Source organism: Bhargavaea beijingensis (genome assembly GCF_900101985.1).
GTDB lineage: Bacteria > Bacillota > Bacilli > Bacillales_A > Planococcaceae > Bhargavaea > Bhargavaea beijingensis.
Map to the genome: position 1 here is coordinate 1 of NZ_FNAR01000035.1, position 14,663 is coordinate 14,663.

The window sequence follows — 14,663 nt, forward strand, 5'->3', positions numbered from 1 at the left end:
TCCTTATTTCAAATCCGCACTCCTTGTTTCAAACCTACACTCCTTATTTCAAACCCACTCTCCTTATTTCAACTCCACACTCCTTATTCCAATTCCCCGCTCCTCATTCCAATTCCCCGCTCCTTGTTTCAAATCCACACTCCTTATTTCAACTCCACACTCCTTGTTTCAAACCCACACTCCTTGTTTCAAACCCACACTCCTTGTTTCAAATCCGCACTCCTTATTTCAAATCCACTCTTCTTATTTCAACTCCACACTCCTTGTTTCAAACCCACACTCCTTATTTCAAATCCACTCTTCTTATTTCAACTCCACACTCCTTGTTTCAAACCCACACTCCTTATTCCAATTCCCCGCTCCTTGTTTCAACTCCCCACCCCTTATTTCAAATCCACTCTCTCTATGTCGCCCCTGCCCCTTCACGGAACGAGTTTCAGCTTATCGCCTTCCGCCGTCCCGTCAATCCGCGTCTCGTGATAGTCGCCTTTCACCCAGTCCTCCACCTGGTCGTGGAACCAGTCGGATTTTGCATGGCCGCTTTGCCCCGGTCCGACGATGTGCCAGGTGCGGGACAGGTCGGAGAGGTCGGCGACGAACCGCCAGGAGGCGCCGTGGTCGGCGGTGCCGTCATTGTTGAATCCCGCGGCCTGGACGGTGATGTGCGAGCCGCTCACCGGTATGGGCGGCGGGTTCAGGTACCGCTCCAGAATCGGCGAGGCGCCGCCGACCGGGTGCGGGAACACGAGCTGGTGGTAGTCCCCCCATTTCCAGTTGTCCGCATCGTCACCATAGGCGTCCGTGATGGACTGGACCGCGCGCTCGAACGAGTCGGTGACCCACGTGTCGACTCCTCCGTAACCGGTCACCCACGCACCGGGGTTCCCTGCGTAGGCCTGCCGCATCATCTCATCGGTGAGATGGTTTTTGCCCGGCATGAGCGCATACACATCGTCCGGCATGGAGGAGCGGAACATTGTCCGGGGCAGCTGCTGGATCCACCTGTGGAAAATCAGCGGAGCGCCAAGGTCTTTGTCGTCTTCAAAATTCCAGTCTTCGAGCATCCGGACAGCCGCATCAAATTCCTCCGCCGCTCCGGTCGCCTTCAGCGAGCCGAGCATGTCGTCCAGAAACTCCCGGGCATACAGGTTCTTCACATCCATCTGCAACGCCATCATGTCTTCCGGCGTCAGGTCATCGCCTTCCCGGAGCACTTCCGCAATCCGCTCATAGCGGTAAGGCTGGGCCCAGAAGTCGGTGATGTGATACGGATAGTCGTCACCGATGACCCGGTTGTTCGCCGTTGCGATAAACCCTTCTTCGGGATTCACGGCACGCGGCAGCTCGTCATACGGAATATAGCCTTCCCAGCCATATTCCGGCGAATCACCCGGGACCGGCAATTGGCCGTCGCCTTTTTTCCGGATCGGGATGTTGCCGTTCGCCTTGTAGGCGATCGTGCCGTCCGTCGCGGCGAAGACGAAGTTCTGCGCCGGCGCGTTAAAGTTCAGAAGCGCCTTTTCAAACTCACCCCAGTCTGTAGCCTTGTTGAATTGGAGAACCGCTTCCAGTTCCCTTGTCGGCTCAAGCGCCGTCCATTGCATCGACAGCACCGCGCCCGCGCCCGTGTCCTCAAGCATAATGTCCGAAACCACCGGGCCGCGCCGTGTCGTCACGACTTGGAAGTCCACGGTCTCCGCGCCCTTCACCCGGATCGGTTCTTCACGCACGTCCGCCTGCTCCCACTTTCCGTCATAGAGGAATTTCGTCGGGGCGTCCGGGTTCGGCTGTTCGATATACAAATCCTGGACGTCAGGCCCGACATTCGTCACGCCCCAGGCGACGTCTTCGTTGTGGCCGAGGATGATGCCCGGAACGCCGCCGAAAATGACGCCGGCAACATTCTGCTCCGGCGACTCCAGATGCATCTCGTACCAGATGGACGGCGTCGTCAATCCCAGATGCGGATCGTCGGCGAGGAGCGGCTTGCCGGACGCCGTCTTGTCTCCTGAGACAACCCAGTTGTTGCTGCCGTTGAACTCCGGCGGGATCAGTGAAGCATCAAATGCCCCCGCGACTTGGACCGGATGTTCCCGGTTCGCTTCGATGACGGACGGCGCATCCTCCGGATAATGGATAAACAGTTCCTCCATCATTTTCCCGTCAAACTGGTTCACGGCCCAATGGCGGAATGCCAGCGCCTGCCAGTGGCCGCCGAGGTCATACGCCATGAACTTGCCGATTGTGAGAGAGTCCAGCGCCGTCCACTCTTCCGGCTCATATCCGAGCAGGCTGAATTCGTACGGCAGCTTGCCGTCTTTTTTCGCCTGTGCGATATAGGCGTTCACACCTTCCGCGAACCAGCCAAGCACCCGCTTCGCTTCCTCTCCGTATTCCTCCTGTGACTGTTCGGCCGCATGGCGGAGACTGAACGTGCGGAACAGCTTATCCGAAGGCACGGCAGCCTCCCCGACCACTTCCGCAAGCCTGCCGGAAGCCTGCCGGCGCGCCAGGTCCATCTGGAACAGCCGGTCCTGAGCCTGGACATACCCCTGCGCCCGGTACAGGTCGGCATCGGACTCCGCCCGGATATGCGGCACCCCCTTGCCGTCCCGCACGACCGTCACCCCTGACTCCAGCGCCTGTAGACGAAGCTCACCTTCTGTGACCGGAGCGGATTTCCCTATGTAAGCGTTTACGAAAATCAATGCGGCAATCCCCAGCAACACGGCCGCCCCCGCCGCGTATAAGACGAAACGCAGCCACTTTGGCCACTTTCTCATTTCATCAGCCCCCCTTGACCTCTTGATTCTCCCTTTTCCTTAAAAACCCTTCTCAGCCGGAAGGGAGCCAAAAGAAAAAGCAGATCCGGAAGGCCGTTCAGCCTTCGGATCTGCTTTCTTTTTCTTGTCTGAATTTCTCCCTGGCTTCGGCCAGCTCGTCCCCTTTTGAAATGCCCGAAAGCTTGACGCCCGACCTGTGCGCGGCACGGATGATGACATGTCCGGCCACCGGCGCAGTCAGGAAGACGAAGATGATTCCGAGCAGGAGCCTGACGCCGATGAAACGCTCGACCGCCCAAAAATAAAGGAAGGCTCCAAGCAACGTGAGCAGGACGGCAAGCGTCGAGCTTTTTGTCGCCGCATGGGAACGCGTGTAGACATCCGGCAGGCGGATCAGCCCGATCGCGCTGACCACACTCATCACGCCGCCGGTCACCATGAGAATCGCTGCAACGTATTCAACGGCTGTGTCTGCGTTCAACAATGATCCCCCTCTCTATGTATTTCGAGAAGGCAATCGTCCCGATAAAACTCAGGATGCCGAGGATCAGGATCACTTCCATGAACGCTTTTGTCAGGAGGATGCAGGACACGACCGCAATCGACGCCAGCAGGTTCACACCGATCATGTCGAGCGCGATGACGCGGTCCGGCTCTGTGGGTCCCTTGATGATCCGGTAGACCGAAATTACAATCGTGAATGAAAACAGCACGAGCGAGATGAGCATCAGAATCTCCACCATTATCGCGTCACCTCCATGATCGCTTGTTCAAAGTTTTTCAACTGGCTGATCAGCGCTTCCTTCGACGTATCCAGGTCCATCGCATGGATATAGAGCCCCTGCCCGTCTTCGGTCACTTCCATGACGACCGAACCCGGGGTGAGCGTCAGGAGAAGGGACAGCATCGTCACTTCCACATCGCTCTCAAGGATGGTGTCGTAGCGGAAGATTCCCGGGCGGATTTTGAGTTGCGGGCTCAGAATCTGCCCAATGACGGACAGGCTCGATTTGACCAGTTCCCGGTTAAAGATAAAGATCAGCTTGATGATCGCGAACAGCCTGCGCAAGTAAAACTGGGTCCCGAAAAACCGGTGCATGAAAAAGACGATGAAGATTCCGACGATGAACCCCGCGGCGAATGTCGTCGCCCGGAACTCATCTTCATCCAGCAGCAGCATCCAGAGAAAGGCGATGAACAGGTTCAGCAGGAACTGGGCGGCAGTCGCGCCGAACCCTCCGTCGCCGGCAAACTTGTTCATGACTCCACCTCCCCGAGGACCGCATCGATATACAGCCCGGGATTGGCCATCACGCGTGCCGCATCGGAAACGAACGGCTCAAGCGCCTGGGCCCCGACGCCGATCCCGACTGTCAGGATGCCGAGGAGCGCAATCGGAATAAGCCGCCTTGCCGGATAGGGACGCTGGTCCTCCCGGTTGATGATCGTCTCTCCCCAGAAGCAGTTCATAAAGATGCGGAGCATCGAATAGAGAACGACCAGGCTCGAGGCGAACCCGGCAAAGAGCAGGAAGTAGTTCCCGCCTTCGACGGCACCGAGTCCGATATACATCTTACCGATGAATCCGCTGAGCGGCGGTACACCGGCAAGGCCGAGGGTTGTCAGGAAAAGCAGCCATCCAAGCACCGGATAGTTCCGGATCAGCCCGCTCATCCCGGTGATTTTCGTCTTGCCGGTCAGGTACACCATCGCCCCCACGATCAGGAACAGGAGCGCCTTGATGACCATGTCGTGGATCAGATAGAAAACCGATCCCTTGAACGCCTCTTCGTTAAAGATTGCAAGCCCGATCATCATGAATCCGACCGCGATGATGACGTTGTACGAGGCGATCTGGCGGATGTCGGTATAGGCGATGGCCCCGAGGCAGCCGCCGATCAGTGTGACGACCGCCATCGTCCCTATTATGGTCATGATGATGAATTCGTCATGGTAAAACATGAGCGTAAACGTCCTGAACAAGGCATAAACGCCGACTTTTGTAAGAAGTGCCGCGAACAGGGCCGCAATCGGTCCCGGCGGCGAGCTGTAAGAACCGGGCAGCCAAAAGTAAAGGAAAAGCCCTGCCTTCAGTGCAAATACAATCAGGAATACGACCGAAATGGCGCTCAGGAGCGGTCCCTGCCCGACTTCCGCGACACGGACGGAGATGTGGGCCATGTTAAGCGTACCGACCGTCCCGTACAGAAATGCAAGGGCCACAAGAAAGAACCAGGATGAAACCACGTTGATCGCAATATACTTCATTGATTCCGCAAGGCGCACCTTGCCGCCTCCCAGCGTGATGAGCACATACGATGCGAGCAGCATGACTTCAAAACAGACAAACAGGTTGAACATGTCCCCTGTCAGGAAAGAGCCGTTCACACCCGCGACGAGGAAAAACGCGAACGGGTAAAAGAACATGTTTTCCATTCGCCGTTCTGTCGCGGTGAAGGAATAGGCGATGATCAGCGCCGAAACGACGGAAGCCGTCAGCACCATCAGTGCGGAAAACGAATCCCCGACAAACAGGATGCCGAATGGCGGCTCCCACCCGCCGAAGTCGAGCCTGATAATGCCTTCCCCGCGGATGATGAGGAGGATGCGCACCGAGACGGCGACCAGTGACAGGAGAGACAGGATACTTATCATCTTCTGCGCCCTGATGGAGGGACGCAGGAAAAGCAGCACAAATCCGGTGAGCAGCGGGATCAGCATCGGGAGGACAAGAACATTATTCACGGTCAATCCTCCTGATAGTGTTCATATTGTCGGATCCGCTTTCCTCGTAGGTCCGGTAAGCCAGCACGAGAAGAAGCGCAGTGGTCGCAAAGCTGATGACGATCGCCGTCAGGATCAGCGCCTGAGGCAGCGCATCGGCATAAGGCCCGTCGGACTCCCGGAGGAGCGGCACCTTTCCTTCTCCGGCCCCGCCCATCGTGATGAGAAGAAGATGGACGGCATGCGACAGGATGGCCGTGCCGAGGATGATGCGGACCATATTGCGGGACAGCAGCAGATAGACCGCCACAGTCACAAGGATGCCCACCAGTATGGTCATATGGAATTCCATCTGCTACACGTCCTTACTGATACTCAGGATGATGGTGACGACCGTTCCGATGACGGTGAGCGCGACGCCCGCCTCAAAGATCGTCACGGTTGCAAGCTCGGTCAGTCCGAAAATCGGCAAGTCAAAATAGCCGAATCCCTGCGACAGGAAGGGCTTGCCCAATACGGCTGCCGCGGTTCCCGACAGGAGAGACACCATGGCGCCGAATGCCGCAATCTTGCGGAAGTCGAATGGCACTCCCTGATGGACGGTCTCGATATCGAAGACGACATACAGGAGGACGAGCGCCGAAGACAGGACAAGCCCCCCGACAAAGCCGCCGCCCGGATTGTGGTGGCCCGACAAAAACAGCTCCACGCCGAACGTCAGGATGATAAAGACGACCACGCGCGTGACAGTCCGGAGAATCACATCATTTTCCTTCAACGTCATCCTCTCCTTTCTTCGGTTTGAGTGCGATCAGCGTATAGACGCCGATGCCCGCGATAAAGAGGACCACAACTTCGAGCATCGTATCAAATGCACGGAAGTCTCCCAGGATGGCGTTGACGATGTTGCTGCCGCCGGCAAGTTTGTAGGATTCTTCGAAGTAAACTGAAATTGATCCGTAAACATCATACCCCTGGACCGTCAGCCCGAAAGCCGTGACAAGCACGCCGGCACCGATTGCGATCAGTCCGTTGACGACCTTTGTCCGGAGCGGTGAGTCCTCGGGCTTCCATTCAGGAAGGAAATGGAAGCACAACAGGAACAGTACGGTCGTCACGGTCTCGATGACCGTCTGGGTAAGCGCCAGATCGGGTGCCCTGAAGAAGACGAAGAAGATGGCAACGGAATAGCCGAGCACCCCGTTCAAGAGCGTCGCTGTGATACGGGACCGGACGAAGAGCATCGCAATTGCCGCGAATGCCATGATGATGACGAAAGAGATTTCAAAGATCCCGACAGGCCCTCTGCTGAAGTCAGGCTCGAAAGCTCCGGTCAGGAAGAGCATCCCCCCTGCCGTGATAAGGAAGAACAGATAGATGAAGACGAAATAATCCCGGCTCCTGCCGGTCATGTACAGGTCCGTCACGATGTTGGATGCCGCTTCTCCTGTCTGAAGCAGCCCGCGGTAGATGGAGTCCATCGTCCATCGGAACGGCGCGACCCGGTAGATCCTTCTCCAATGGCGGAATGTGATGAACAGCAGCAGGCCAAGAGCGATGACGCCGAACGTCATGACAAGCGGCAGATTGACACCATGCCACGCAGTGATTTCCGGCACGAGGTCGGCCTCCCGCGAAAGAGCCGGGAACATAACCTGCATGGCCGGACCGATAACATACTTGCCGATCACGTTCGGGAAGAAGAAGATCAGGATGACAAGCACCGCCAGAATGCCGGGCGCGACCAGCATTCCCTTTGGCGCCTCATGCGGCACACGATCGATCTTCTCCGGCTGGACAGGGCCGAGAAATGTCCGGTACACGATGATTGTGCAGTAGATGAACGTGAACACGCTGGCCAGCCAGCCGACCACCGGGAACAGCACCTCGGCGCCGCCGGCAAACGGTTGTCCGGACGCGATATCCACCGCGGCCCCGAAAAACATCTCCTTGCTGAGGAAACCGTTGAACGGCGGCAGTCCCGCCATGGAAAAGCTGCCGATGACCGCAAACGTGAACGTCACCGGCATAAAGGACATCAGCCCCCCGAGACGGCGGATGTCCCGTGTGCCGATTTCATGGTCGACAATCCCGATGACCATGAAGAGCAGCCCCTTGAAGGTCGAGTGGTTCAGCATATAAAACAGCGCAGCAAACCCGGCCGCTGCATAAACAGCCGGATCACCCGCCGCACTTGCAGACAGTGCCGCTGAACCGAAACCGAGAAGGCTCATGATCAGTCCGAGCTGGCTGATGGTGGAATAGGCAAGGAGGGCTTTCAGGTCGTTCTGCTTCATCGCATTGAACGCCCCCCACAGGAGCGTCACGATACCGGCTATGCTCAGTGACCAGAACCAGTATTCCATGCCGCCGAACAGCGGTGTGAATAGTGCAACCAGATAGATTCCGGCCTTGACCATCGTCGCGGAGTGCAGGTAGGCACTGACCGGGGTCGGCGCCTCCATCGCATCCGGCAGCCAAATATGGAACGGGAACTGGACTGACTTGGTAAACGCCCCGAGCAGGATCAGGAACATGGCAGGGACAATCATCGGTTCCCCGGCAAGCACATCACGCATCCCGATAATTTCACTGATGCTGAACGTCCCGCTCATGAAATAAAGCATCAGGAAGCCGGCAAGCAAGGAAAACCCGCCCATGACCGTGATGAGCATCGCCTTCTGCGCTCCGTACCGGGAGCCCTTCCGGTGGTACCAGAACGCGATCAACAGGAAGGAAGAGATGCTCGTCAGTTCCCAGAAGGTGTAAAGGAGCATCAGATTGTCCGAAAAGACGACGCCGAGCATGGCGCCCATGAACAGGAGCAGATAAACATAGAAGTGGCCGAGTGATTCCCTCGGCGAGAGGTAATAGATTGAATAAAGGGCGACAAGTGTGCCGACCCCCGTGATGAGGAGCGCAAAAATCATGCCGAGGCCATCGACACGGACGGCCAGGTCAATGCCGGCATCCGGTATCCACGCATAGGAGGCCGAAACAATCTCTCCGCCGGCAATCTGCGGGATGAGCCGGATGAGGGCGGCAAACAAAACGAGCGGCACCGCCATGACATACCAGCCGATCAGGCGGTCGCCGATCAGACGGTGCGTTGCGGGCAGAAGCGCCGCCATGATGAATGGGAGAAAAATGATGAAAACAGCGTACATGAGAACCTCCAATCAGCGTGGTGAACCCCTACCGGGCAAGCCGCCTTGACGGAATGACCGGCAGGGCGCATAATATGGGGCAACAGCGTCCGGACCCCTTCCGGAGACCGTGGACAGCAGTTATGTATAAAGGACACGCGAAACACAGTTGCCCCCTTTCACGGCAATGGTTTCCCGCTTAAAGTATACAGGAAATCTGAACCTTTCGCACATCATGCCATCTGTCGCAGGTGTTATTGTATTTTCCGTGACCATGTCTTATAATGTGTTGGTTTTCGAATGAGGCACCGGGCAAATGCTTCCGGGAGCCCAGTTATCATGAACTAGAGGTGAATCACCGCCATGTTGAAAAAGCCGGGAATGGATGAGTGCATTCTCGTTTGCGTCTATTATGGCCCGAACGGAGAACGGCTGATCCGCAGAGGCCACAAAATGGCCAGCATGCTCAACTGCCCGTTTTATATTCTGTCGGTCGATCCGCTTCCGTTCGACCAGTTTGATGCAGACAAGTCAGAGTACGTGGAACGATGGCAGGAACTCGCTGAAGATCTCGGCGCGCAGGCGTTTATCCTCCGGGATAACGAACGCCTCCCGTCCGCAAAGGCCATCAAGGAAGTGGCCTACGATAAAAACGTGACCCAGATCGTCATCGGACAGACCGCACAAAGCCGGTGGGAGGAAATCACGAAGGGGTCATTCATCAACGTCCTGTTGCGGGAAATCCCGTTTGCCGACCTGCATGTCGTCTCTGTCGCGAGGAACATCAAATCCGTTGAGGAAGATATGTACGAGAAAGGAGTCCGTGCGTATCTTGTTGAGGACGGCGATGGCTACCGCGTCAGCTTCACCCAGTCGAAAGGCTGCGAATTCGAGGGGATCTTCTTTAAAGAGACCGGGACCGACTTTAACAACGGCATTTTCAAGTTCATGCACGACAACAAAATGTGCCAGGTGCATGTGAGTGATGACCGTATTGAAGAAACGGGAACCGTCGAACGCATGGTGGAGGAAAAACACGTCCAATAATGAAACAACGGCTGTCCGCAATGGGCAGCCGTACATATTTGAAAAAGGAGCGCGGACAGGTGTCCGCGCTCCTTTGCCTGTTTTATGATTCTTCTCCGACAATCTTCACTTCCAGCTCAAGATTGACGCCGAAGTTGTCTTTGACGGCTTCCCGCACCATTTCAATTGTCCGGATGTAGTCGGTTGCCGTTGCGCCGTTTTTGTTTACGATGAAGCCTGCGTGCTTAGTCGACACTTCAGCTCCGCCGAATCCTTTGCCCTGCAGGCCGGAGTCCTGGATCAGCTTGCCGGCGAAGTAGCCGGGAGGGCGCTTGAATACGCTGCCTGCCGACGGATATTCAAGCGGTTGCTTGGACTCGCGCTGGTGGGTCAGATCAGCCACCTTCGCATCGATCTCTTCCTGGTCGCCCGGTTCCAGGACGAATTCCGCGGACAGGACATAATAGCCCTTTTTCGCGATGACACTCGTCCGGTAGCCCAGATCCAATTCTTCCTTCGATAGCACCAGACGCTCTCCCTCCGGCGTGAGGATGGTGCAGCGGTGGATGATGTCTTTGATTTCGCCGCCGTATGCCCCGGCGTTCATGACCATCGCTCCGCCGACGGAACCCGGGATGCCGCAGGCGAATTCAAAGCCTGTCAGGCCGTGCGATGCAGACTGCCGGGAGACATCTTTGATGTCCGCACCACTTTCGGCGTAAACTGACGTTCCATCAAAGCGAATTGCATTCAGATTCGACAAGTTCAGCACGATACCGCGGACACCGCCATCACGAACGACCATGTTCGACCCGTTCCCGAGCAGGAGCACCGGAATATCGTGTTGAAATGCGTAACGGACAACCGCCTGGACACCTTCCTCGGTTTCCGGGTCGCAGAACAGGTCCGCCTGTCCGCCCATGCGGGTCATCGTATGTTTCGAAAGCGGTTCATCTATTTTTACGTGTTCACCGCCGATGAGTTTGACCAGGTCATCGGCCCATTGCTGTTTGCTCATAAATTGCCATTCCTTTCAGAGGCTCTCCGCCTTGCAGCGACGGGACTCTTACTTTCAAATACTCATTCACAATTATATAGTATGCTGTCTGCCCGCCGTTTTGACAAGTCGCACCCTACCGGTCCGGGACGAAGTCAAAACAGTCGGCTCTTTCGGATGATTCACTTGAATCCTGAGCACCATCGCCCTCCTGAGGAGAAGTCCCATCGGCAATGACGAACTGGCAGATTGCGGCGTCCTCCTCGGCGGAGATGTGCAGATCCGTCTGGACTTTGAAGCCGCTGAAGAAAGCTTTGAATCCGACCGTTTTGGCCGCTCCTACACGGGCGGCCGTTTTTCGGATCAGAAAAGCCGCATCTCTCCATTAGAATGCGGCGGAACGATCATTTCATGATTCTTCTTCAGCAACTTTGCGGAGCGCCTGTTCGAATGCTTCATCAGGCTGGGCACCCGAGATGGCGTACTTGCGGTTGATGACGAAAAACGGGACGCCTTGTACACCGAGCTGGCGGGCCTCTTCAACATCCGCCCGGACGGCATCTCCGTAGCGGCCTGATTCCAGGACGGCTTCCGCCTCCTTGCGGTCCAAGCCCGTTTCTTCTGCGATATCTGCGAGAACTGCTTTGCTTCCGATTTCCCGGTTTTCGATAAAGTAGGCGTGAAGCAGATTCTCGGACATCACTGCAGCCTTTTCCTTCTCTTCCGCCCATTTTGCAAGCCGATGCGCGCTGAAGGTATTGGCAGGACGCATTTTGGAGAAGTTGTACTCGAGTCCGACTTCTTGGGCAGCGGCGGCGACATTGGCCGTCATCCCTTCCGCCTGGGCTTCGGTCGTGCCGTATTTGCGGGCAAGCACGGAAACCATCGACTCCCCGGACGTTTCCGGGGATTGCGGATCCAATTCATAGCTTTTGAAGATGACCTCCGCCCTCTCTCCAAGACCCGTCTTCTTGAGAGCATTTTCCAGTTTCCGTTTGCCGATATAGCAGAACGGGCAAACATAATCAGACCATACTTCTATCTTCACGTCACCGATCCCCTTCCCTGTTCACTGCCTTCATTGTAGGGGGGGCGGTGTGCACCCGACAAGGAATATGCCCCTTCACGATGGGTGGGCATGACACTCAATGATTGGAGGATTTTATTGTGAATGAATCCCTTTGGCTTGACACGGGGTATCCTCGAGACAAGTTTCCACAAGCATCCGGCTCGCTCCGTTGTGATGTGTGTATCATCGGCGGGGGCATCGGCGGCATTGCGGCAGCCGAGCAGCTGGCAAAGGCCGGCAAGGACGTCATTATCCTCGAAAAGGACCGTATTTTCGGCTCGACGACAAGTCATTCAACCGGAAAGGTCACCGCCCAGCACGACATCATTTATTCCAAGCTGATCAAGCAGTTCGACCTGGAAACCGCACGGACTTACTACCAGGCGAACGAACGCGCTGTCCGCAGAGCCCGGGAAATCTCCCGGGATGACGAAGCCCGTCCGCTCGATTCCATCCTGTATGCCCGTACCCCGCTCGGTACCGAAAACCTCCGGAAGGAATGGGAAGCCTACAAAAAGATCGGCATCCAGGGCGCCTTCGTCAACGAGACCGAGCTGCCGTTTACCGTGGAAAGCGCGCTTTCGATGCATGACGAGCTGCAGATCCACCCTCTCCGGTTCGGACAGCGACTTGCGCGGATGGCAGCGGACGCCGGCGCCCGGATTTTCGAAGATTCCGCAGTAAGGAAGATGAACTTCAAGAAGCGGTATGTGGAACTTGAAAATGATGCAAACGTTGCCTTCAGCGAACTGATCATCTGCACCCACTATCCGCTAGTCGGATTCCAGAACCTGAACATCATGAAACTCCAGGTCAGCCGTTCCTACGTGGCCGCCGCAAAATCCGAGACAGAGCTGAAGAACCAGTATCTCGGCGTGGATGCCGACTCCCTGTCGATCCGTACAGCAGGAATCGATGGCCAGGCATACCTCATGGTTTCCGGCAGCAGCCACCTTGCAGGCATGAAAGAAGAGACCGGTGAAAACTACGGCGAACTTGCAGAGCATCTGCGAAAACACTTTGGCGTGACCGGCATTTCACACCGCTGGTCGGCCCAGGACCCGCAGACGCCGGACTACATTCCGTACGTCGGCCGGATCACGGAAGACCTCCCCCACATCTTCGTCAGCACCGGCTTCCGCAAATGGGGACTGTCCGGGTCGCTTGCGGGATCCGAAGTGCTCCGCGATCTGATCATCGGCAAACCGAACGATGCCAGCGAACTGTACAGCCCGGGCCGCAGCGGTTTCGGCGCAAAACTTCTTCAGGCCGTCAAAATCAACGGACTGGTCACCGGCGAGCTGGCTGCAGGATACACTGTCCGGCTGGATACGCCGACCTGTACGCACTTGGGCTGCAAAACCCGTTGGAACGAAGGCGACCGAACATGGGATTGCCCTTGCCACGGCTCCCGTTTCCGGGAAGACGGATCGGTCCTGGAAGGCCCTGCAACAAAGCCTCTCAAATTGTAAAAGGCGTCCGCCTCCGGCTGGTCCGGAGTTTTTTATAGAAAGACGGCGGCTGGCCCGACAAACAAATTACCCGGCCCTTTCATGCAGGGCCGGGTGAGGGTCTTTATTGGTGCACCGGGGTCTTGAAGTTGCTGCCGGAGATTTCGCTGACTCTCTGGACGATGACGAACGCTTCGGGATCCGTCTCACGGATCGCCGTCCGGACATCCGCCATCTCAAGCCGGTCCACCACGACATAGATGACTTTCTTCGAGTCATTGGTGAATGCGCCCTCCCCATTCAGGAAGGTCACGCCGCGTCCCACGTTCTCAATCATACTCTTCGCCAATTCTTCCGCACGGTCCGAAATGACCATGACAGACAGGGACTCTTCCGTCCCTTCGACGACCATGTCAATCACCTTCGAGGCGATAAAATACGTGATCATGGAGTAGAACGTCGTTTCCCAAGTGAAGACGAGCAGACCCGCCAGGATAAAGATGAAGACGTTCATGATCATGACCGTCTGCCCGACAGAAATCGGGCGCCGCTTGCTGATCAGGATGGCGAGGATCTCGGTGCCGTCCAGCGCTCCGCCCATCCGCATGACGAGCCCGACCCCGAAACCGAGGATGACCGCACCGATCACCGTCGCAAGAAACAGATCTTCCGTTACAACATTGAATCTGTGCAGATAACCGGTCGCCACAGACAGGACGATGATGCCGTACAGCGCATTGACAGTGAACCGCATGCCCATCCGCCTGTAGCCGAGAATGATGAACGGGATGTTCAGGATGATGATGAAAATGCTTAAACTGAAAGGCGTCAATTCCGACAGAATGATCGACAGACCGATCACTCCGCCGTCCAGGATATTGTTCGGAACGAGAAACAGTTCCAGCCCGATAGCCGCTATGATCGCACCGGCCGTGATCAGGAACAGCTGGACCGGTATGGACTCGGACAGAAACTTACGCTTGGAACCAGGCATCTTGCAAACTCCTTTTCTGAGGCAGTAGCCCTTTTAAAGTATGAAGAAAAGCGGCATCGGAATGCAACCGGTTTGAGCTATATCCAAAAAAGCAAAAGCCCCGGCATTGCCGGGGCTCAGACTGTAGACAAAACGGACCCAAAAGAAATCTTTTTGGGTCCGTTTTGTCATTTTCGTGGATATTTCGCATGTTTTTTCCCATCCCCCCCTTGGAATGACCGGCCGTCAGGCCGGTTCCGGTGACTCCCAGGTCCAGCAGGCCAATCTTTTCAGATTTAAGGCAGCAAAAGTAAGCATCGCCTGCATGGACATTTTTTCCTTCCCGCGAAGGGTTGTCCATCGCATGCCACACTTCTCCTTGGCATCTCCGAAACCGCGCTCTACGGTCTCTTTCCGCCTTGCATAGATTTCTTTGTTCTCCGGGGTGAGCCGAATGGCCTCTGCATGATCGAGGTAGTCCTGCCAGATATGAC

At 56.3% G+C, this 14,663-nt stretch carries 14 protein-coding genes; 2 read left to right on the plus strand and 12 right to left on the minus strand.

From position 1 onward, the window contains the following. Positions 1-422 precede the first annotated feature (422 nt). From BLT01_RS14675 to BLT01_RS14710, 8 genes are all read right to left on the minus strand, one after another. Positions 423-2,783, minus strand: coding sequence for a penicillin acylase family protein (locus tag BLT01_RS14675; RefSeq protein ID WP_092099043.1), 2,361 nt, complete (start codon positions 2,781-2,783; stop codon positions 423-425). 97 nt (positions 2,784-2,880) lie between these two features. Beyond that, positions 2,881-3,264, minus strand: a complete 384-nt coding sequence (locus BLT01_RS14680; RefSeq protein ID WP_092099045.1) for a Na+/H+ antiporter subunit G — start codon at positions 3,262-3,264, stop codon at positions 2,881-2,883. Beyond that, entirely contained in the window at positions 3,242-3,526 is a 285-nt protein-coding gene (locus BLT01_RS14685; RefSeq protein WP_092099047.1) for a Na(+)/H(+) antiporter subunit F1, read from the minus strand. The genes BLT01_RS14680 and BLT01_RS14685 overlap by 23 nt, the downstream gene beginning before the upstream one ends. Further along, positions 3,526-4,044: a Na+/H+ antiporter subunit E gene (locus tag BLT01_RS14690; protein WP_092099049.1), complete on the minus strand. Its 519-nt coding sequence runs from the start codon at positions 4,042-4,044 to the stop codon at positions 3,526-3,528. Before BLT01_RS14690 ends, BLT01_RS14685 begins: the two co-directional genes overlap by 1 nt. Then, positions 4,041-5,528, minus strand: a complete 1,488-nt coding sequence (locus BLT01_RS14695) for a Na+/H+ antiporter subunit D (protein WP_092099051.1) — start codon at positions 5,526-5,528, stop codon at positions 4,041-4,043. The genes BLT01_RS14690 and BLT01_RS14695 overlap by 4 nt, the downstream gene beginning before the upstream one ends. Next, positions 5,521-5,859: a Na(+)/H(+) antiporter subunit C gene (locus BLT01_RS14700; protein ID WP_092099053.1), complete on the minus strand. Its 339-nt coding sequence runs from the start codon at positions 5,857-5,859 to the stop codon at positions 5,521-5,523. Before BLT01_RS14700 ends, BLT01_RS14695 begins: the two co-directional genes overlap by 8 nt. A gap of 3 nt (positions 5,860-5,862) precedes the next feature. Further along, positions 5,863-6,285, minus strand: coding sequence for a Na(+)/H(+) antiporter subunit B (locus tag BLT01_RS14705; RefSeq protein ID WP_092099068.1), 423 nt, complete (start codon positions 6,283-6,285; stop codon positions 5,863-5,865). After that, positions 6,272-8,674 carry a Na+/H+ antiporter subunit A gene (locus tag BLT01_RS14710; protein ID WP_092099055.1) on the minus strand — a complete coding sequence of 801 codons (2,403 nt, stop codon included), beginning with the start codon at positions 8,672-8,674 and terminating at the stop codon, positions 6,272-6,274. Before BLT01_RS14710 ends, BLT01_RS14705 begins: the two co-directional genes overlap by 14 nt. A 342-nt stretch (positions 8,675-9,016) precedes the next feature. Here BLT01_RS14710 and BLT01_RS14715 point away from each other — a divergent pair, with 342 nt between their 5' ends. Next, positions 9,017-9,700 carry an adenine nucleotide alpha hydrolase family protein gene (locus BLT01_RS14715; RefSeq protein WP_092099058.1) on the plus strand — a complete coding sequence of 228 codons (684 nt, stop codon included), beginning with the start codon at positions 9,017-9,019 and terminating at the stop codon, positions 9,698-9,700. Positions 9,701-9,782: 82 nt separating this feature from the next. Here the strand turns inward: BLT01_RS14715 and murB are convergent, their stop codons facing one another. Beyond that, complete coding sequence (murB, locus tag BLT01_RS14720) at positions 9,783-10,697, minus strand: UDP-N-acetylmuramate dehydrogenase (RefSeq protein WP_092099060.1); 915 nt, start codon at positions 10,695-10,697, stop codon at positions 9,783-9,785. A 388-nt stretch (positions 10,698-11,085) separates the two neighbouring features. Continuing rightward, positions 11,086-11,724, minus strand: a complete 639-nt coding sequence (locus tag BLT01_RS14725) for a DsbA family oxidoreductase (RefSeq protein ID WP_092099062.1) — start codon at positions 11,722-11,724, stop codon at positions 11,086-11,088. A 119-nt stretch (positions 11,725-11,843) separates the two neighbouring features. Between BLT01_RS14725 and BLT01_RS14730 the strand changes: the two genes are divergently transcribed. Further along, the gene (locus tag BLT01_RS14730; protein ID WP_092099064.1) at positions 11,844-13,217 is read left to right on the plus strand and encodes an FAD-dependent oxidoreductase; all 1,374 of its coding nucleotides are present in this window, start codon (positions 11,844-11,846) and stop codon (positions 13,215-13,217) included. A gap of 103 nt (positions 13,218-13,320) precedes the next feature. On the opposite strand, the gene BLT01_RS14735 is transcribed toward BLT01_RS14730, so the two are convergent. Together BLT01_RS14735 and BLT01_RS14740 are read right to left on the minus strand one after the other, a co-directional pair. Then, complete coding sequence (locus tag BLT01_RS14735; RefSeq protein ID WP_092099066.1) at positions 13,321-14,190, minus strand: YitT family protein; 870 nt, start codon at positions 14,188-14,190, stop codon at positions 13,321-13,323. Positions 14,191-14,415: 225 nt separating this feature from the next. Next, on the minus strand, positions 14,416-14,663 hold a 248-nt coding region (locus tag BLT01_RS14740; protein WP_143020586.1), incomplete at its 5' end, for a transposase.

Excerpts from the sequence above, each read along its gene's own strand:
- BLT01_RS14735 (WP_092099066.1), bottom strand. The coding sequence starts at position 14,190 with ATGCCTGGTTCCAAGCGTAAGTTTCTGTCCGAGTCCATACCGGTCCAG.
- BLT01_RS14710 (WP_092099055.1), bottom strand. The coding sequence starts at position 8,674 with ATGTACGCTGTTTTCATCATTTTTCTCCCATTCATCATGGCGGCGCTT.
- BLT01_RS14715 (WP_092099058.1), top strand. The coding sequence starts at position 9,017 with ATGTTGAAAAAGCCGGGAATGGATGAGTGCATTCTCGTTTGCGTCTAT.
- BLT01_RS14700 (WP_092099053.1), bottom strand. The coding sequence starts at position 5,859 with ATGGAATTCCATATGACCATACTGGTGGGCATCCTTGTGACTGTGGCG.
- BLT01_RS14690 (WP_092099049.1), bottom strand. The coding sequence starts at position 4,044 with ATGAACAAGTTTGCCGGCGACGGAGGGTTCGGCGCGACTGCCGCCCAG.
- BLT01_RS14685 (WP_092099047.1), bottom strand. The coding sequence starts at position 3,526 with ATGGTGGAGATTCTGATGCTCATCTCGCTCGTGCTGTTTTCATTCACG.
- murB (WP_092099060.1), bottom strand. The coding sequence starts at position 10,697 with ATGAGCAAACAGCAATGGGCCGATGACCTGGTCAAACTCATCGGCGGT.
- BLT01_RS14675 (WP_092099043.1), bottom strand. The coding sequence starts at position 2,783 with ATGAGAAAGTGGCCAAAGTGGCTGCGTTTCGTCTTATACGCGGCGGGG.